Source organism: Peribacillus sp. FSL E2-0159 (genome assembly GCF_038643155.1).
In the GTDB taxonomy this organism is placed as follows: Bacteria; Bacillota; Bacilli; order Bacillales; family DSM-1321; genus Peribacillus; species Peribacillus simplex.
Map to the genome: position 1 here is coordinate 2,469,641 of NZ_CP152053.1, position 20,265 is coordinate 2,489,905.

At 38.8% G+C, this 20,265-nt stretch carries 20 protein-coding genes; all 20 read left to right on the plus strand.

The genetic code is table 11. The features are described 5' to 3' along the window. The first annotated feature begins 36 nt into the window (after positions 1–36). Positions 37–1,596: a histidine ammonia-lyase gene (hutH, locus tag NYE63_RS12170; protein WP_342605326.1), complete on the plus strand. Its 1,560-nt coding sequence runs from the start codon at positions 37–39 to the stop codon at positions 1,594–1,596. A 94-nt stretch (positions 1,597–1,690) separates the two neighbouring features. Beyond that, positions 1,691–2,818 (plus strand): N-methyl-L-tryptophan oxidase, encoded by a 1,128-nt coding sequence (solA, locus tag NYE63_RS12175; protein ID WP_342605327.1) that lies wholly within the window; start codon positions 1,691–1,693, stop codon positions 2,816–2,818. 461 nt (positions 2,819–3,279) lie between these two features. After that, positions 3,280–4,041, plus strand: coding sequence for a 5-oxoprolinase subunit PxpA (gene pxpA, locus NYE63_RS12180; RefSeq protein ID WP_342605328.1), 762 nt, complete (start codon positions 3,280–3,282; stop codon positions 4,039–4,041). A gap of 119 nt (positions 4,042–4,160) precedes the next feature. Next, positions 4,161–5,300: an NRAMP family divalent metal transporter gene (locus tag NYE63_RS12185; protein WP_342605743.1), complete on the plus strand. Its 1,140-nt coding sequence runs from the start codon at positions 4,161–4,163 to the stop codon at positions 5,298–5,300. A 79-nt stretch (positions 5,301–5,379) separates the two neighbouring features. Further along, positions 5,380–6,171, plus strand: coding sequence for a putative hydro-lyase (locus NYE63_RS12190; protein WP_342605329.1), 792 nt, complete (start codon positions 5,380–5,382; stop codon positions 6,169–6,171). A gap of 27 nt (positions 6,172–6,198) precedes the next feature. Beyond that, positions 6,199–6,951, plus strand: a complete 753-nt coding sequence (pxpB, locus tag NYE63_RS12195) for a 5-oxoprolinase subunit PxpB (RefSeq protein WP_342605330.1) — start codon at positions 6,199–6,201, stop codon at positions 6,949–6,951. Continuing rightward, a complete protein-coding gene (locus tag NYE63_RS12200) occupies positions 6,948–7,937 on the plus strand; it encodes a biotin-dependent carboxyltransferase family protein (protein WP_342605331.1) in 990 nt (329 codons plus the stop codon). The genes pxpB and NYE63_RS12200 overlap by 4 nt, the downstream gene beginning before the upstream one ends. Positions 7,938–8,694: 757 nt before the next feature. Further along, positions 8,695–9,777: a hypothetical protein gene (locus NYE63_RS12205; protein ID WP_342605332.1), complete on the plus strand. Its 1,083-nt coding sequence runs from the start codon at positions 8,695–8,697 to the stop codon at positions 9,775–9,777. Continuing rightward, positions 9,764–11,932 carry a molybdopterin oxidoreductase family protein gene (locus NYE63_RS12210; RefSeq protein ID WP_342605333.1) on the plus strand — a complete coding sequence of 723 codons (2,169 nt, stop codon included), beginning with the start codon at positions 9,764–9,766 and terminating at the stop codon, positions 11,930–11,932. The genes NYE63_RS12205 and NYE63_RS12210 overlap by 14 nt, the downstream gene beginning before the upstream one ends. After that, the gene (locus NYE63_RS12215; protein WP_061462858.1) at positions 11,933–12,493 is read left to right on the plus strand and encodes a 4Fe-4S dicluster domain-containing protein; all 561 of its coding nucleotides are present in this window, start codon (positions 11,933–11,935) and stop codon (positions 12,491–12,493) included. Positions 12,494–12,504: 11 nt separating this feature from the next. Further along, positions 12,505–13,032, plus strand: a complete 528-nt coding sequence (locus NYE63_RS12220; protein WP_098371811.1) for a Rieske (2Fe-2S) protein — start codon at positions 12,505–12,507, stop codon at positions 13,030–13,032. Then, entirely contained in the window at positions 13,022–13,213 is a 192-nt protein-coding gene (locus tag NYE63_RS12225) for a hypothetical protein (protein WP_289335571.1), read from the plus strand. Before NYE63_RS12220 ends, NYE63_RS12225 begins: the two co-directional genes overlap by 11 nt. 5 nt (positions 13,214–13,218) lie before the next feature. Next, the gene (locus NYE63_RS12230; RefSeq protein ID WP_342605334.1) at positions 13,219–13,530 is read left to right on the plus strand and encodes a hypothetical protein; all 312 of its coding nucleotides are present in this window, start codon (positions 13,219–13,221) and stop codon (positions 13,528–13,530) included. Continuing rightward, a complete protein-coding gene (locus tag NYE63_RS12235; RefSeq protein WP_342605335.1) occupies positions 13,517–13,804 on the plus strand; it encodes a hypothetical protein in 288 nt (95 codons plus the stop codon). Before NYE63_RS12230 ends, NYE63_RS12235 begins: the two co-directional genes overlap by 14 nt. After that, positions 13,797–15,302 (plus strand): MFS transporter, encoded by a 1,506-nt coding sequence (locus NYE63_RS12240; RefSeq protein WP_342605336.1) that lies wholly within the window; start codon positions 13,797–13,799, stop codon positions 15,300–15,302. The genes NYE63_RS12235 and NYE63_RS12240 overlap by 8 nt, the downstream gene beginning before the upstream one ends. A gap of 203 nt (positions 15,303–15,505) precedes the next feature. Then, the gene (locus NYE63_RS12245) at positions 15,506–16,156 is read left to right on the plus strand and encodes a histidine kinase (protein WP_342605337.1); all 651 of its coding nucleotides are present in this window, start codon (positions 15,506–15,508) and stop codon (positions 16,154–16,156) included. A 100-nt stretch (positions 16,157–16,256) separates the two neighbouring features. After that, the gene (locus NYE63_RS12250) at positions 16,257–16,910 is read left to right on the plus strand and encodes a response regulator transcription factor (RefSeq protein WP_342605338.1); all 654 of its coding nucleotides are present in this window, start codon (positions 16,257–16,259) and stop codon (positions 16,908–16,910) included. Next, positions 16,900–17,361 carry a GAF domain-containing protein gene (locus NYE63_RS12255; RefSeq protein ID WP_342605339.1) on the plus strand — a complete coding sequence of 154 codons (462 nt, stop codon included), beginning with the start codon at positions 16,900–16,902 and terminating at the stop codon, positions 17,359–17,361. The genes NYE63_RS12250 and NYE63_RS12255 overlap by 11 nt, the downstream gene beginning before the upstream one ends. Before the next feature lie 20 nt (positions 17,362–17,381). After that, positions 17,382–19,124: a PAS domain-containing protein gene (locus tag NYE63_RS12260; protein WP_342605340.1), complete on the plus strand. Its 1,743-nt coding sequence runs from the start codon at positions 17,382–17,384 to the stop codon at positions 19,122–19,124. 320 nt (positions 19,125–19,444) lie between these two features. After that, on the plus strand, positions 19,445–20,203 hold the full coding sequence (locus NYE63_RS12265; protein ID WP_342605341.1) for an IclR family transcriptional regulator: 759 nt from the start codon (positions 19,445–19,447) through the stop codon (positions 20,201–20,203). The last annotated feature ends 62 nt before the right edge of the window (positions 20,204–20,265 follow it).

Sequence of the window (20,265 nt, forward strand, 5' to 3'; positions counted from 1 at the left end):
CTTCTTGATGAGTCATAGGTGAGGAGATGTGTAAGGATGATAACGACCGATTTTTTACACCCTAAAGATATTAAAGAGGTTGCACTAGGTGATGGTGCAGCCTCAATCGAAGAGATAATAGCGGTTGCAAGATATGGTGCAAAAGTTACTTTCACCGAGGCATATTGTGAAAGGGTAGATAAATCACGAAGCTTAATAGAAAAGTTTTTAGAAGATAATAGATTGATTTACGGTGTAACGACAGGTTTTGGCAGTAATATGACAGAAGTGATTTCTCCACAAGACGCAGAAACCCTTCAACGGAATATTGTTCGTTCACATGCTGTTTCAGTAGGGGAACCTCTTGAAAAAGAAGTCGTAAGAGCCATTCAATTGATGATACTCGTGAATTTAGGCCAGGGTTATTCAGGGGTCCGTTTACAAGTTTTAAAGCTTATCGCTTCACTGTTAAATCACGATATACTTCCCTATGTTCCAGGTGAGGGGTCAGTGGGGTATCTGTCTCCTGAAGCCCACATGTCCTTATTGGTGATCGGGGAGGGACGGGCGTGGTACAATGATGAGCTTCTTCCGGGAAAGGATGCGTTAGCACAATCTGGATTGAAGCCAGTTACGCTTGGGTGTAAGGAAGGGCTTGCTCTTATAAGCGGAACTGCTTCCGTCACTGCGATGGCTGTCCTGGCTTTATACAATAGCATGCAAGCAGCAAAAACCGCGGACATTACGGGAGCTATGTCATTAGAAGTGCTAAAAGGTACAATAAAAGCATTTGATCCCCGTCCACATGCATTGAAAAAACATGAGGAACAGGCTAAGACAGCCAGAAATGTAACAAGGATTCTTGAAGGCAGCCAAATCATTGATGCTTACAAGGAACATAGATTACAAGATGCACTTAGCTTACGATGCATTCCACAAGTCCATGGAGCCATAAAAAGAGTATTGAAAGACGCTGCTGTTTCAATCGAGAATGAAATGAACTCTGTAAGTGACAATCCTCTGATTTTTCCGGAAGAGGAAGATGGAATTGCACTAATGGCTGGGAATTTTGATGGGTCATTTGTTGGGATATACGCGGATATGATTTCCATTGCGTTAGCAAACTTAGCCAAAATAACAGAACGCAGAATAGATCGGCTTGTAAACCATCACCTTAGTGAATTACCTAATTTCTTAGTGGTTAATCCAGGTTTAAATAGTGGCTACATGATTCCACAATATACAGCTGCCGGGCTATTAAATGAAATCAGAGTGCTCTCGCATCCAGCAACAATAGATAATATCCCTACATGCGCAAATCAAGAAGACGTGATAAGTTTTGCCTATTTCGCTTCGAAGAAAGCCTATATGATTTCGAAGAAACTTGAATATATTTTAGCCATTGAACTGATGACGGCAACGCAAGCGATGGATTTTCATCTACCATTGAAACCGTCACCGGTTACGGAGAGGGTTTATCATTTAGTTCGGACCGAAGTCCCGAAGGTTGAAGAAGATCGCTTTTTCCATCCTGACATTGAAGCGATTTATAGGCAAATTCATGAAGGTGAAATAGTGAAACTCGTTGAAATGTCGATCGGGGAAATAGAGTTCTAAAACCATATGGAAGCTGTTTTACTTTATTAAATAAGGTAAAATGGCTTCCTTTTTTTAAAAGGAAGGATCATATTTAAAGGAGGAGGGATGTAAGATGCACTATGATGTAATTGTAATTGGAGCTGGATCTATGGGAATGTCCTCAGGTTACTATCTAGCAAAGAATGGACAAAAAGTATTATTATTGGATTCCTTTGCTCCTCCTCATAATAAGGGCAGCCATCACGGGGAAACAAGAATTATTAGACATGCTTATGGTGAAGGCAGGGAGTATATTTCTTTGGCACTTAAATCCCAAAAGCTATGGGGGGAATTGGAAAGAAATTCGGGGAAACAATTATTTCTTCCAACGGGGGTCCTGAATGCTGGAAGCGAAAATTCCACTTTCATTAAACAAGTGAAAGCGGGCTCAAAGGAATATGGCTTACCAATGAAAATCTTGGATTCACATGAAATTCATGATAGATGGCCTGGAATAACACTGCCAGAAGACTACATTGGGTGCTATGAATCTACTTCGGGCGTGTTGAAAAGTGAAGAGTGCTTAAGAGCGTATCACCAACTTGCGAAATCGCATGGTGCGGACATCATTGTAAACAGTGAAGTAAGGAAGATAGTTGTTCATGGCAATGGGGTCACGATTAAAACGGATGAACAGACATTTCACTCAGAATCTTTAGTGGTTGCAGTTGGGGCATGGGCCCCGAAAATATTGGCGATGTTAGATTTGAATCTGCCGCTAGAACCCATTAGGAAAACATTTGCCTGGTTTCATGCAAATGAAAAATTATATAATCATAATGATTTTCCGGCTTTTACTTTTGATACTTCAGTTGGTACATACTATGGCTTTCCTAGTATAAATGGTTCTGGAATGAAAATAGGGAGACATGATGGGGGAAAAAGTATAAATCCTGATGGCTGTATCGAGGGTTTTGGTGAATTGGATGAAGATGAGGGAGATTTGGTGAAATTTTTGCGGAAATATATGCCTGCTGATCAAAAAATGAAATATGGGAAAACTTGCATCTACACCATGACCCCTGATGAGCATTTTATAGTAGATAAACATCCTTATTATCCACACATTGCTATAGCAGCAGGTTTCTCTGGACACGGTTTTAAATTCAGCAGTGTCATGGGAGAAATTTTGAGTGACCTTATTATTTCAGGTAAAAGTGAGAATGATATCTCACTATTTTCTATAAATCGATTTAATTAAAAATGAGAAGACTTGAAAAGATATTTCGCCATAGTAATGAAAATACAAAGTCGCAAGTTTAACTTGAACCAACATATAGAATGAAAATTAAAGTCGTTGATTCCATATCATAGGAATCAACGACTTTTTTTATCAGAAAAAAAGGTTTAGCATATGTTTTTGCCGGTTTATTGATATTACATCTATGTAGATAATCTTCTGTTTAATCAAAGATAATATTAGAAGAAAACATCAATGATATTCAAGATAAATGAAAAAATACAAAAACATATGTTAGGTTAGCTAACAATTGTATTGTCGAAATAAAAAAAACATGCTAGAATAAGAATATTCCGAAATATGAAACACCAATTCCGAATTTCGGAATTTATGAAATTTAATGAATGTGAAATACTTATTTTTTTATCTACATATTTATAGGTTTTTTTGTTCGAAATTTCTGTAAATAGGAGGAGTCTACAATGAATACAGTTGATTTGAATTGTGATTTAGGAGAGAGTTTTGGCTCATATCGAATTGGAAATGATGCAGAGATTTTGGATTATGTAACATCTGTAAATGTTGCTTGTGGATTTCATGCGGGCGATCCGACCGTTATGAGAAAAACGGTTCAACTTGCTTTAGAGAAAGATGTAAAAATTGGTGCCCACCCTGGATTACAAGATTTAATTGGTTTTGGCCGACGCAATATTAATATTTCACCACAGGAAGCTTATGATATTGTTGTCTATCAAATTGGTGCATTAAATGGCTTTTTGCAATCTGAAGGCGGGAATATGCAACATGTTAAACCACATGGTGCTTTGTACAATATGGCGGCAAAGAATAAAGAGTTGTCTCTTGCCATAGCTGAAGCTGTATACAAAATTAATCCTGAACTCATTTTATTTGGCTTGTCGGGCAGTGAATTAATACGTGCTGGACAGACCATTGGATTACAAACGGCTAGTGAAGTGTTTGCAGATCGGACATATCAACAAGATGGTTCATTGACTTCTCGTATGAAAGCGCATGCAATGATAGAAAATGATGATGAAGCTGTTGCACAAGTAATTCGAATGGTTAAAGAAGGAAAGGTTTTGTCACAGCAAGGAACTGATGTGACTTTAAAGGCAGATACAATTTGTATTCATGGGGACGGAGCACATGCTTTAACCTTTGCAAGTCATGTAAAAAAATCCTTAGAAATATCTGAAATTACAGTTAAGTCTATTTCTAAATAAAATCACAAACATCTAGGAGGCAGATTCCATTGGAGCAAATCAAGAATTCAACTGACCCGAAAAAAAATCATTCTAAGCCAAAAACTAACAGGACCTTATTGCTAGGTGCAGCATTTCTTATGGCAACATCAGCCATAGGACCAGGTTTTTTAATGCAGACAACTGTTTATACCCAAAGTCTTGCAGCAAGTTTTGGGTTTGTTATCCTTATTTCAGTTATTCTTGATATTTTTGCACAAACAAATGTATGGCGCATTATTGCTGTATCTGAAAAACGAGGACAAGAGATTGCAAACATGGTTCTCCCTGGACTAGGTTATGTTCTAGCGGCACTCATAGTTATGGGGGGGCTAGCATTTAATATAGGGAACATCGCAGGAGCTGGACTTGGTCTAAATGCGATGATTGGAATTTCCCCAACAACTGGGGCAGCAATTAGTGCAGTTATTGCAGTATTAATATTTGTAGTAAAAGAAGCAGGAAAAGCCATGGACCGCTTTACACAAATTGCAGGCTTTTTTATGATCTGCTTGATGATATATGTTGCATGGACAACTTCCCCTCCAGTTGGAGAAGCAGTAGTGAAGACATTTGCACCTGATAAGATTGATATTATCGCAATCGTTACATTAGTTGGAGGATCTGTGGGTGGCTATATTACATTTGCTGGCGGTCATCGTCTATTGGATGCAGGAGTGAAAGGTGTCGGAGCACTGCCACAAGTAACAAAGAGTTCAGTAATGGGTATTTTAATAACCACAGTTATGCGAGTTGCATTATTTTTAGCAGTTCTAGGTGTTGTATCTAAAGGCTTGCAAATTGATTCAGAAAACCCTGCGGCATCCGTTTTTCAACTTGCTGCTGGAAATGTAGGTTATAAAATGTTTGGTGTCGTCATGTGGGCTGCCGCGATCACATCAGTTGTTGGAGCCGCATATACTTCCGTTTCATTTATCAGGACATTCAGCGAAAAAATAAATAATAAGGCGAACTGGATAATTGTTGGCTTTATAGTAGTATCGACTATTTGCTTTTTGTTAATTGGGGAACCGGTTAAAGTACTACTTGTAGTAGGGGCAATTAATGGTCTGATTTTACCAATTGCACTTGGTACACTTTTAATTGCGGCATATAAGAAGAATATTGTGGGTGATTATAAACATCCTTTATGGTTGACGATTTCAGGTGTATTTGTGGTAATCGTCATGGCGTTAATGGGCGTATATACATTAATGAAACAACTGCCCGCTCTTTTTTAATGATACATCAATAAAACGGGGTGGAAGTGGCGTGCGAGTTTGTCACTGACTCCCAGTTCTTAATAGGAGATGAATATTAATGATCGATCTTTCTCAAGCTACCCCGGCTGAATTGCGCGCAATGATCCGCAACAATGAATTGATTAAGCCAACTGCTGGAATGGCAAACGGATATGCACAAGCGAACTTGGCCATCTTAAAAAAAGAGCATGCTTTTGATTTTTTATTGTTTTGTCAGCGTAATCCTAAGTCTTGTCCACTTCTAGACGTAACAGAAATTGGTTCTCCTATTCCTAAATTTGCTGCTCAGTCTGGTGATATACGTACAGATATTCCAAAATATCGGATATATAAATATGGTGAATTAATGGAAGAAGTAACGGATATTTCAGATTATTGGGAAGATGATATGGTTGGGTTTTTAATCGGTTGCAGCTTTACATTTGAACATGCCCTTTTAAACAACGATATTTCCATTCGTCATATTGAAGAGAACTGTAATGTACCGATGTATAAAACGAATATTTCATGTGTTGAAGCAGGGGTATTTCACGGGAAAATGGTAGCGAGCATGCGTCCGATTCCTCAGAAAGATGTGGTGCGAGCGGCTCAAGTTACATCGCGTTTTCCTGCTGTTCATGGTGGTCCAATCCATATTGGAGATCCGGAGGCGATTGGTGTTTCTAACATAAAGCAACCTGATTTTGGTGATGCAGTAACGATTCGTGAAGGAGAAGTGCCGGTCTTCTGGGCTTGTGGAGTAACGCCTCAATCTATCGCAATGGAAACAAAACCGGCGATTATGATTACGCATGCACCAGGACATATGTTTATAACGGATATCCGTGATGAAAAATTAGGCGTTTTATAATATTACTAACAGAAAGAGTTGAGTTCTATGCCGGAAAAGCTTTTGAATACATGCATACTGTCTCCCTTAGGCGATTCCGCAATCGTGATTACTTTTGGGAATGAAATTAAATACGACATTCACAAAAAAATTAAAATGTTTAAGGATTTGCTTGAAGATGAACCTTTTGTTGGATTTATAGAATGTGTGCCGGCTTTTACAAATTTGACAGTATTTTATGATCCTCTAGTTATCTATAAGAAACAAAAACAAAGCAATAATGATGAATTTATTTCTCCATATGAAGTGGTTCGTTCTATCATGGAAAGGAAACTACAGTGGTTAAAAGAAGATAAAAAGCTGACACATCGAACTGTTTCTATTCCTGTATGTTATGGGGGGGAATATGGCCCGGATTTGGAATATGTAGCTCGTTATAATAATTTAACTACTGATGAAGTCATCCATATTCATTCAAATGGTGAGTATTTAGCCTATATGATTGGATTTGCTCCAGGTTTTCCGTTTCTCGGTGGACTGTCAGAAAAAATTGCAACACCTAGACGATCTTCTCCTAGAATGTCCATACCAACAGGAGCAGTTGGAATTGCAGGTATGCAAACGGGTGTATATCCAATATCTACGCCTGGAGGGTGGCAATTAATTGGACAAACGCCAACCAAACTATTCTTACCAGATGTAAATCCTCCAAGTCTATTACAAGCAGGAGACATTGTGAAATTCCATCCAATTTCTAATCAAGAGTATAATGAAATTATTCTTAAGGAGGGGTTACAGTGAGCCTGCGTGTAATCAAACCGGGATTATTAACTAGTATTCAGGATCTTGGAAGAAAAGGGTTTCAGCAACATGGAGTGATTGTAAGCGGCGCAATGGATGCATATTCCCTACGAATTGCCAATATGTTAGTTGGCAATAAAGAAGGTGAAGCGGCCATGGAAATTACGTTAATGGGTCCGACTCTTAACATAGAAAAAAATTGCTTGATCGCGATAACAGGTGGAAATTTATCACCTACTATTGACAGTCAAGCTGTTCCAATGTGGAAGCCTGTTTATGTAAAAAAAGGCTCTATTCTTCGATTCGCGGGATGTAAAACAGGTTGTAGGACTTATTTGTCTGTAGCGGGAGGATACGCTATTTCTACAGTTATGAATAGTAAAAGTACATATCTAAGAGGGGAAATTGGGGGCTATAAGGGAAGAGCATTAAAAGTAGATGATGTTGTGGATTTTAATGAAACTTCTACGATTCTAGATAAACGGGAGTTTAAAGAAGCGTTTATCGCTCCAAAGTGGTTTGTCAATGAAAAGGAGTTTATGCCAAGTCGCATGCCAGTTATTCGTTTCATAGATGGAAGCCAGTACGATTATTTTACGGACTCTAGTAAAGTTAGTTTTGCAGAGAATTTGTTTAAAGTTTCAAACCAATCTGATCGTATGGGCTATAGAATATCAGGTCCTTTGTTAGAGTTACAGGATAAAAGGGAGCTATTGTCTGAAGCAGTAACTAACGGGTCTGTTCAAGTTCCTCCTGATGGAAACCCTATCATTCTTCTTGCGGATAGCCAAACAACGGGGGGATATCCTAAGATAGCTCAAGTGATTACTGCAGATTTACCATTAATTGCTCAGGTCAAACCAGGGGAAGCTATTCAATTTTCACGAGTAACCTTAAAAGAAGCCGAGCAGCATTTCCTTCAAAAAGAACAACAATTAAAAGAATTAAAGGTTTCAATTTCATTAGCTCTAAAAAACATCATGTAATATAGTTACTTCATCAAGAAGTAAAAAGAAGGAAGAGAGTACTCTTATTAAAAGGGTACTTTCTTTTTTTGTTAATACATAATAAGTGAAAGATGGAGCCTCTATTTATTTTCTTTATTCAAGGCAGTTTTTCAAATAAATTGTTGCTTTATTTTACCTTAATACTTGATGGCTGATGTGACTCCAACAAGTATTAAGGTAATGACTGTATCAAGAATTACTTTATCTTGCGTTTAAGCTTAGTATTAACCATTGAATTTCTATGTGGATTTTTATAGCTCCTATCTGATTAAATGTTTCGATCTATCAGAATTCTCTATCCCATTTTACTATGTATGTGCAGTTCTTCTTTCAGTCAATAAAAATCTTGAATACTAATATCTTTTTGTGAGAGTATGTCTCAATAATTTCACCTCTATATACGTATTTTCATTAAAAAACATTTGTTTTCGGTAATCGATTTTATCATATGCAAAGACTGCAAAAACAACATACATCCCTTAATCATACTAACATCTAGAAAAACTTCCATCAGCATTTCCTCCATTGCAAACTAAAATATAAAAACTGGAAAAGAGAAAACTTGAACATTGAAATATAGTACAGGCAGTTCTGCACATCAGACCTGTTTTTTTTATTTTAAAAAGATAGGGGAATTCTCCCCTTAGGATAGGGAAGTTCCCCGATATGGAACAATCGGGCAAGATCTTACAATTAGAGTATGGTAATTGTTTGTAATAAGGAGGGAGGAATAATAATGCAGGCAAAAGTCGCTGTAAATCAAAAAACAGGCAAATCAATTGATAATGCTTTTGCATCACATTTTGCTAAGTCTATGTTTCTAGCAGTTTGCGGACTTGTATTCTTATCGTTTATTGGTACGAGAATGTTTACACACGTAGATTTAAACCTTTATGGCTATATGGTGGGGACGATTATTTTTATTGGGGGGTTCTTTTACAGGTTTATCGCATGGGGAGAAAGGCCGCCAACAAAGGTTTTTATAAAAAAAGGCATCAAACTTATATTTAGAAAATCAACGCCTAAAACATCAGTTGAACATTTAGCAACATACAATTTTATCTGGAATAGGGGAATTTACCGATGGACTCAGCACGTTCTAATCGGATGGGGATGTATCCTTTCCTGCTTCGTGACATTCCCTCTAGTATTTGGATGGATGTACTTTACCATGGACGACAATGGCTACTACAACATCATCGCAATGGGGATCCGGGTAATAACAGTACCAGCTGAGGGGATCATTGCGAACTTATCATATAACTCTCTGAACATTACAGCTGTGATGGTTATTACTGGAGTATGCATGGCTCTATACCGCCGCTTGAAAAATATGCAGGCAAGAGCAGAACAAAAATTCATGTATGACTTTCTTCCTTTATATATGCTGTTATTAGTCAGCATTACAGGATTGGCACTTACGTTTATGAACATCTTTTTGCACGGTGCAGGACAGCCAGCTATGTCACTGATTCACCAGTGGTCAGTCATTATTACATTGATTTATCTTCCATTCGGAAAACTTGCTCACATACCTTTCCGCCCACTGAGTGTATTTGCCAGAAACTACAGAGAGCATTATGCGGAACAATCCATGAAAGAATGCAAAGTTTGCGGTAATGAGTTTGTTTCAATAGAACAATCAAAAGATGTCATAGAGGTTCTCGGTAAGAATGAAATAGAATTTCAAACGAAGGATGGCCACCATCTCGCCGAAATGTGCCTACCTTGCCGAAGAAAATACCGGATTGCCCAATTTTCCGGATTTCCTATCCACGAGGTAAAAGTTAAGGAGGCTAACCAGAATGCAAAGGGATAAGTTTTTTAAAGATGTAGAGAATGTGTTACACCCTAATGAAACATTGGTTAAAACGCATTGTGCATATTGTGGAATGCAGTGCGGAATGAATTTAAGGGTAAATAGAGCGACAAATAAAATCATTGGGGTTGAACCACGTTATGACTGGCCCGTAACTGTTGGGAAAATGTGTCCAAAAGGGGTTACAGCTTACCAGCAGACGAACCATGATGATCGCATTTTAACACCGCTTATTCGTGATGATGCATCATTAAAGGGAACAAAGGAAGGCTTCCGAGAAGCCAGCTGGGATGAAGCATATGATTTAATCGCGAAAAAATTCGGTGAGCTTCAAAAAAAATATGGAAAAGATTCATTATCCGTTTTCAGCGGCGTATCAATGACGAATGAAAAATGTTATTTAACAGGGAAATTTGCACGTGTGGCTCTTGGCACGCGCTACATTGACTATAATGGCCGATTCTGCATGTCTAGTGCGGCCGGGGGATTCCTTCGTTCTTTCGGCGTAGATAGAGGTTCAACATTACCCTGGACAGATATTCATGAAACTGATTGCTTATTTCTTGCAGGAAGCAACACAGCAGAATGCCATCCAACTTCTATGTTCAGAGTCTGGAACGTTCAAGAAAGAGGCGGTTACATTATCGTGGCGGATCCCCGCGAAACGCCTGTTGCGAGAAGAGCGGATGTTCATCTTGACTTGAAACCGGGAACGGACCTTGCCCTTGCTAATGGAATCTTAAATGAATTAATTCAAAATGGTTATGCTGATGAAGAATTTATTAATAATCATACAAATGGATTTGAAGAAACAAAAGAGCTTGTAAAAGATTTTACGCCGGAATATACGAGTGAGCTTACAGGTGTTGCACCGGAAAAGATCATTCGCGCAGCAGAGATTTATGGAAGATCACCGAATGCAGTTGTCATGTTTGCCCGTGGAATTGAACAGCAGCATAAGGGCGTTGACAATGTATCTGGATATACAAACATGGCGCTTGTAACAGGTAAGATTGGCCGTCCGAAGTCTGGTGTAGCAACTTTCACTGGTCAAGGAAACGGACAGGGTGGACGCGAGCATGGCCAGAAAGCGGATTTATTGCCAGGATACCGGAAAATTACGAATCCTGAACATGTGGAAGAAGTTTGTAACGTATGGAATATCACTCCGGAAGAAATGCCTAAGCCTGGTGTTTCTGCTTATGAAATGTTTGAACTGATGGAGCAAAAAACGATTCGCGGATTATATCTGCTATGTTCTAATCCTGCAGTATCTGCGCCTAACCTGAATTTTGTCAGAAGGGCGATGAAAAACTTGGATTTTATGCTGTGTTCGGATTTCTATCTTTCTGAATCAGCAGAGTTTGCGGATGTGATCCTGCCGTCCGTAACGTGGTCAGAAGATGAAGGAACAGTTACAAACCTTGAAGGGCGAATTATTAAGATAAATAAGGCACAAGAACCAATCGGAAAATCTAAGCCCGATTGGCAAATACAAGTAGAGCTTGCAGAACGTCTTGGGAGAGGAAGATATTTTTCCCACTTGAAAACTGCAAAAGATGTGGCAGATGAATTCAGACTGGCAAGTAAAGGTGGAAATGCCGATTATTACGGCGCCACATGGGATAAGATTGACAAACAGGACGGGGTATTTTGGCCTTGTAAGGATGCAAATGACAAGGGAACGCCGCATATGTTCTTGGATAAAAAATTCTATCACGCAGACGGTAAAGCCAAAATTTGTGCACTTCCTTACCGTCCCCCTGCTGAGGAGCCAGATGAAAAATATCCGCTTCGTTTAACAACTGGACGTGTCGTTTACCACTATCTATCAGGGAACCAGACGAGAAGAATTCAGTTCCTTCGTGATATGTGTCCGGAACCTTACGTGGAAGTACATCCGGATACAGCAAAAAAATACAATATGGACCATGAGGATAAGGTCCGCCTGTATACCCGAAGAGGTGAGGCAATCTATAAAGTGAAAATTACAGAAGCAATTCGTGAAGACACTGTATTTGTTCCATACCACTTTGGGCACGAGCAATCTATCAATCTATTAACCATTGCAGCGCTTGATCCAATGTCCCGTATGCCGGAATTTAAGGTCTGTGCAGCCCAAATGGAAAAAGTCGAAATAAAGAAGGTGCAATAAATGAAAAAGAGGCTCTACTTAGAACTTGAAAACTGCATAGGATGCAGGTCATGTCTAGCGGCATGTACACAATGCGGAGGGCATGAAGAGCGGAACAGAAACTATGTATATGATGTAAACCCTCTGGTCAATCGGCAAACGATGCCTCTTATGTGCCTTCATTGCGTAAATCCTGCCTGTGCAAGGAGTTGTCCGGCCCAGGCAATCCAAATCCATGAGACAGGGGCCGTGTTATCAGCACTCGTTGAAAAATGTATCGGCTGCCAAAATTGTACGATTGCTTGCCCATATGGAATACCGAAATTTGACACTGAACAAAACTTAATGTACAAATGCGATTTATGTATCGACCGGACAAAAGACAGTATCCCGCCAATGTGTGCAAGTGTTTGCCCATCCAATACACTTCAATGGTTGACAGATGAAGAAATTGAAAATAAGAGAAAACAATTTAATCTAGATAATGGAAAATGGGTGACTAGCCTTCCTTATCTTGAAAGTGAAACGAACGTTAAGGTAAATCTCCCAGGTATTTTACAGGGGATAACCAAGCTATATTAGGAGGGATTAGGATGCCGTCAGATAAAAATAATAAAATTCCCTTTAATGAAGATAATTACACTCATAATATTGAACGGAATAATGAAAGAAAGCTTGACAGACGTGGGTTCATGAAAACATTGGTGGGTGCTGCTGGCGTATTCGCCATTTCCTCCCTCCCTTGGGGGGCGGTCGCGGCTAAAGAATTGATGGGGCTTGGGGAGAAGGAGTATCCTCACAAAAAAATCACAGATGTAAGCAAACTTGCAATTGGTGACGCAAAGAATTTTAAATTTCCAGGTGATCATGATGATGCCATTTTGATCAGATTGTCAGAAAAGAAATACGTAGCATACCAAAATGCATGCACACATCTTCGCTGCCCAGTTTTCTGGGTGAAGGAAGAGGGCGAGATGATCTGCCCTTGCCATCATGGGAAATTTGATGTTGAAACAGGTGTTCCGACTGCAGGGCCGCCAAGAAGGCCGCTGCCTGAGATTCAGGTGAAAGTGGAAAATGGGGCGGTATACGCAGTAAGGGTGAAGCGTTATGAAGTTTAAGTTTATCGGTGTCGCGTTGCTTTGTGCCTTCTTGATGATGAATATTGTATTCACCCAATTCATGGTTCACCAATTTTATTATGAAAATTATATAAATGTTCTAATATTTGGTGGATTGAACATTGTTGTGTTTCCCTTAGCGTTATTTACGTATAAAAAAACTAAATACGAAAAGGCGTGAATCAAATGAACAGTGAAACATACCTTGATTTTTGTTTTGTAAAAAAAGCATCTGGAAATTTTGCTGCTGAAATCGATAAGCTACTTTCAAACCTTTTTAAAGGTGTTCTTCTTAACTGGTATTTAGATGAAAAGTCAATAGATGGAGTCGATATTGTAGTTGCCGAAGTAAAGGGAATGAGCAAATGGGAGTCTGAAGAGGAAACTATTGAATTTATCGAGAATCATGCAGAAGATACATTCTGGAAATATTTGCAGGGTTATCAAATGAATGTTTACATGGCAAAGAGAGGATGCAATACCTGTGGAACACATTAAAATAGAAGATATACAACCATTAATATCGGAAAAAACAAGTGTAGCTATCTTAGATAATGATGGCCAGGATAAAGCTCCTTTCGTTTCTAAAACCATTGTTAAGGTGGAGCTTTGTCCTGATATAACACATCTGCGTATTTACTTTGACGACATTAATTTTTTCGCTGTCCCGTTGATATCCAATGTGACTAAAAATGAAAATGAGTGGTCTGCTTTTGACAAAAATGCGAGTTTACAATATGTAATTAGAAGAGAGAGTGGTCAGGATGTTTAGAAAAATTCAGCTTCCATTACAGACCTTAAACCTCGTTGTAGGATTTATGGTGTGGGTATTAATTTCGTCCCTGCTGCCTTTTATTAAAGAAGATATCGCAATACCGGATGGTCAGCTTGCGCTCGTAACAGCTGTTCCGGTTATTTTAGGATCTATTCTTCGCATTCCCCTAGGCTTTTACGCCAATCAGTTCGGGGCTAGGAAGATTTTCCTGATTAGCTTTATTTCCCTGTTATTCCCTGTCTATTATATCAGTATTGCGGATTCTCTTGCTGATTTGTTGATTGGAGGGCTTTTCCTTGGTATTGGGGGGGCCGTATTCTCTGTTGGAGTAACCTCTTTACCGAAGTATTATCCTAAGGAACGCCATGGCTTTATAAACGGAATTTACGGTGCAGGAAACCTCGGAACGGCTATATCAGCATTTGCAGCACCTGTTGTAGCTACGAAGGTTGGCTGGTCAACAACCGTACAGCTTTATCTTTTGATTTTGGCAATCTTTATCGCGGGTAACTTCCTATTAGGCGATAAAAAGGAACTGAGAGTAAAGACACCGCTTTTAGAACAAATTAAGGGCGTCTACAAAAATGAAAAACTATGGCTCCTAAGCTTATTTTACTTTATAACATTCGGTTCTTTTGTTGCATTTACTATTTATCTGCCAAACTTTCTTGTAGCGAACTTTGGATTAGATAAAGTTGATGCAGGTGTAAGGACAGCAGGCTTCATTGTTCTTGCTACTCTTATGAGACCTATTGGCGGGTGGCTTGCCGACCGCTTCCATTCTCTTATTCTGCTCATGTTTGTTTTTGGAGTATATACGATTTCATCAATGATCCTATCCTTTGCTCCATCAATTGGTTGGTACACATTTGGCTGTTTAAGTATCGCTCTCTGTGCTGGAATAGGAAATGGTGTTATTTTCAAGCTTGTGCCCATGTATTTCCAAAAGCAGTCTGGTATTGTGAATGGAATTGTGTCCGCAATGGGAGGTTTGGGAGGATTTTTCCCGCCGTTAATTTTATCCTTGTTATTCAATATCACAGGCCATTATGCAATAGGGTTCATGGCATTGTCAGAAGTTGCACTTGCAAGCTTGATATTAGTAGTCTGGATGTATTACCAAGGTAGAATGGCGCTTGCCAAAGAGGTGATTGACAATACAATAGAAGGCATTTTAATCACCGATACCAGTGGTAAAATCATTTCAGTAAACCCTGCGTTTACAAATATTACGGGCTATCAGGAAAATGAAGTAATTGGAAAGTATCCTAGTATACTTAAGTCAGGTAAACAGTCACAAACTTTTTATAAGGACATGTGGAAATCTATTGAAAAAAATGGTTTCTGGCAAGGTGAAATCTTGAATAGCCGAAAGGATGGACAACAATATCTACAATGGCTGACAATTAGTGCAATAAAGAATGATGCTGGGGATGTTGTCCAATATGCCGGAATGTTTAGTGACATTTCAAGTCATAAAGTGAATAAAGCATAAAACTATGTGAAGTAAATCATTGAATTCCCAGTCTTGAAGCGGAGTTTCAACGTACAAGAAGTACTAGTGCAAACTTTCCCGCTGGATAAGAAATCTTCGTCAGCTTTTACATCGCTCAACTTAAAGCGTAACTTTTGAGAGGACCGTTGCGTATTTAGTCGGCCTGCCCGATAATTTGCGACAAACGAGAAAGGAGGGTGGGAATGAATACTCAGCCACTCAAAAAAAACATTAGTTCTTATATTATTCAAACTCATGAAGAAGAGATTAAACGAATTGCAATGGAGCTTCATGAAGGCGTGGGACAGTCCCTCTACAGTCTTTTTACAGGTATGCAGCTCATTGAAAAGGCAATCGAACAGCCTGCCATGAAAAGCTATGCAGGTGATATGAACCAGCTATTGGAAAAGACAATTCAAGAAATCAGGCTATTGGCTGTAGAATTGCATCCTCCTAGCCTTACAACTTTGGGGCTGGTTTCAGCTATGAAAAGTTATCTAAATTTATACACTTCAACATATGGCATTGAAGTTGAGGTAGAGAATCTAGGTGTTGAATCGCAAATCTCAGATAGAGATAGCATTACACTTTTCAGAGTCTGCCAAGAAGCATTGGTGAATATAGCAAGGTATGCTGATACGATGAAGGCAAGTATAATATTCAAATGGAAAAAAAACAAGTTAATGATTATGATTAAAGATTCAGGAAAAGGGTTTGATGTGGAAACCGCTTTGAATAAGTCGAGCGGACTTGCTGCCATGAGTGAAAGAATGCATTTGATTGGCGGAAAATGTATCATATTTTCAAAAATAGATGATGGTACTTCTATAGAGATTTCACTTCCATTATATTAAAATGGACTAAACAAGGGGTTTGCTAATTTAGCAATCCCCGTTGTTGTTTCATATTCATTTATAACAATACATATACAAACAAAGCTAAGGGGGAGCAGCTTTGATAAAAATTTTGCTTTGCGATGATCACGCCGTTGTAAGAATGGGCTTAAAGATGCTATTAAATAATCATGCTGATATGGAAGTGATAGGGGAAGCTTCCGAAGGGAACGAAGGAATACAGCAAGCACTAGAACTTCAGCCTAATGTGGTAGTCATGGATTTAAGCATGCCTCATGGGAAAGATGGCTTATCAGCAACTTCAGAACTGAAAAAACTAATGCCAGAAGTAGCCATATTAATACTTACTATGCATGATGATGAAGAATATTTGTTCAGAGCTATTCAAGCGGGGGCTTCAGGCTGTATTTTAAAAAGTGCCCCGCATGAAGAGTTATTGGTAGCAATTCGATCTGTATCGACCGGAAATGCTTACCTTCATCCATCTGCAACAAAAAGGTTAATGGAAGTATACATAGACAGTGTAAAGCAGGGGGTCCCTGATACTTTTAATCTGCTTTCGGACCGTGAAAAAGAGGTACTGACATTGATTGCGAAGGGATTTTCCAATAAAGAAATTGCCGGACAGCTTGTCATAAGCGTGAAAACGGTTGAAACCCATAAAGGAAACCTGATGGAGAAGCTTCAGATGAAAACAAGACCTGAACTTGTTGCATTTGCTTTAAAAAAGGGGTTATTAGGGTATGGAATTTAACGGTTGCAATAAATCGAGAAAAGATCAACCATATAAACAAGCGTGTGAACAAGTACTAGAAGAATTGAGCTGTGATTTTGTTGGGCTTGCTTTACAAAACAGCAACGGACCAGACGTAAGCTGGCATTATGCCGCTGGGAACAGAAATGATAAATACAAAAGAATAACTGTTCGATATGGAAAAGGGATAGCAGGTAAGGTCATATCAACAGGCAGGCCGATGATGATTGAAGGTTTTCCTAATGATATCCTCGGCAAAGCATTAGAATATCCTATCATGCTCGCGGAAAATCTCAGCTACGCTTTCGCAGTTCCAATTCAATTAAAAGGTGTTCTCAAAGGAGTATTATTAGTAGGTAATAGAACAAATCAGCCTATTTCTGAAAGTGAACAACATACGATCCTTGATGCAGCGAAAAAATTGGAAAAGGAATTAAATAACTCAATTTAAGGGCAACAGGAGGACTATGTATGGACTGTAATAATCATTTGAAAATGGAAAAAGAGAATTCTTCTGAATCCAATGATGCGACAATTCTCGTCAATGAATCTGGTGTTATCTCTTTTGCGAATCAACAGGTATGTGAAAATTTTGGTTATTTAAATCATGAATTAATAGGAGAAAAGCTTTTAAATCTTATGCCTGGTGTAAATCTTCAGGCCAGTGGTGAAGGGGAAATTATCCACCAGCTCGGAATCCACAGAGATGGTCATGCTTTTTCACTTTTTTTCAGGGTGAATGCCTTTTCGCTTGAAAAAGAGGTCTATTACTTGGTCGTGTTCCATAAAGTGAAAGACCAATCACGGCTTAATCAACAGCAATCCTATCCCATAAATGAGCTTGTTGATTTAATGTACGCACTAGATGAATCTACGATTGTCGCTTTTACAGATGAAAAAGGCAAGATAACATCCGTTAATAAGAAATTTTGTGAGGTATCCAAATATTCAGCAGCAGAGCTTATTGGGAAGGATCACCGAATTATCAATTCAAGGTATCATTCAAAGGGATTTATGCAAGAACTTTGGCGAACAATTTCATCAGGAAGCGTATGGCGGGGTGAAATTAAGAATAAAGCGAAGGATGGAACCTATTATTGGGTGGATACCACAATTGTCCCATTCTTAAATGAAAGAGGGAACCCCTATAAATACCTGGCAATTAGGAAGGAAATTACCGAATATAAACGAGTTGTAGAGGAATTAGGAAAATCCGTTAATAAAATGACCGATTTTCAATTTGCTTTGGATGCTTCCTCAATTGTAGCAATAACCAATCATAGAGGGACCATCAAATATGTCAATGATCAATTTTGCCGGATTTCAAAGTTTTCAAAAAAAGAGCTGATTGGACAGGATCATCGAATTATTAACTCGGGATTTCATTCAAGAGAGTTTTTCAGCAGTCTTTGGAAAACAATTTCAGCAGGGGAAGTATGGAAAGGCGAGATTAAAAATAAGGCCAAGGATAGTACTTATTATTGGGTGGATACGACAATAGTCCCTTTTCTTGATGAGTACAATAAACCTTACCAGTATTTAGCGATTCGTTATGAAGTGACCCAGCGCAAGCTTGCGGAAGAAAAGATTCAGAAAATGACGGGGAAAATCATTGATGTGCAGGAAGAAGAAAGAAAACGTATTTCCCGAGAGCTTCATGATGATATCGGACAAAACTTATACAGCCACCTTATAACGATTAACAGGCTGCAAACAGAAATGGATCATCCCCTGTTAGATCAGATGCAGGATGAAGCGACCGAAATTATCGAAGCACTTCGGCAACTATCATGGGAATTAAGGCCATCGGTACTTGATGATCTTGGTCTGTTCCCTGCCATTCGCTCTTTATTGCTGCAATTTTTAGAACATCACCATATCAAGGTCCATTTTGACTGCTATTTGAATTGCCGTCTAAATACAAACAAAGAAATTACTATTTACCGTATTATCCAAGAAGCATTAACAAATATTCGGAAATATGCTCAAACCGAAGAAGCTACAGTGAAGATCTGGGAAATAGAGAAAGAAGTTCGAGTGGAAATAGAAGATAAAGGAAAGGGTTTTGATATAGAAAAAGTTAATCGTGGAGTAGGCTTATTCAGTATGGAGGAAAGAGCCAGAGCTTCCGGTGGAAACCTTATCCTTCATTCTGGTGAAGGGAAAGGTACAAAAGTAATTTTGAAAATGCCTATGGCGAATGGATTTTTGTAATTCTCAAGCAACTTAATTCGCTAACGCTTCAGCATTTCCCAATTCAGGCTCTTACTATGTGCTTGATTAGTCAATAACCCATTGGTAATTCCAATTTGCAATACAGGGGAAAAAGAAAAATCTAAGGGTGATTCAATGCTTACAGGATAATTAAAAGATTCGATCAGAATGAAAGTCAAGTCGGAAAATCTAATGAGAATACAGGATCAGAGCATTTTCGAAAAAACAACATATGGAAACAGTTATATTACATCCTTTCTTTCAAGTTTTATAATAGAATGATAGTTAAGGAAAAAATGTTTCATGAAAGGAGATAATGTATGCAGGCACATAACAAAACGGTCGTGAAATCCATGCAAATTCTAACCCTTTTCTTAAATCATCCGAAACTGACCTTTAATGAAATGATGGAACTTTCCAATTTGCCTAAAACGTCGTTACACCGTATGGTGGGATCATTGGAAGAAATGGGGTTTTTAACAAAGGACGATGATGGCCATTATTCACTAGGACTGATATTCCTGCAGTTCGGTCAACTGGTAGGGGAGCGTTTGGATATCAGGTCAATTGCCTATCCCATCATGAAAGACCTTCGGGATGATGTTGAAGAAGCAGTGAATTTAATTGTAAGGGATAAGGATGAAGCGATGTATATTGAAAAGGTGGACACCCTGCATCCTGTCCGTCTTTATACATCTATTGGAAGGCGTTCGCCATTATACGCTGGCGATTCTCGAATCATCCTAGCGTATTTGCCAGAAGAAGAGCGTGAAAATTATTTGGGAAGGATGCAATTAAAACCAATCGCCATTGGGACGATAACGGAAAAAACTAAACTCCGTCATGCTTTGGATGAAGCGAGAATGAATGGTTACACGATAACTTCATCGGAACTTGAGGATTATACAAAAGCGGTGAGTGCACCGATACTCAATGGTAAAGGTCAAATAGTAGCTGGTATTAGTGTGGCTGGGATTGAAGCAAGATTTCAGGAAGATCGCTTGCCTGAATTGATTGACAAAGTAACGAAAGCCGCCAAGGCCATTTCCATGAAGCTTGGTTCTCAAACACATTGTTGAGTAAGAAAAAAGTCGGCAAATGACAAAAATGTTGGAAATCGGACAAAAAACCCGCAAAAAAC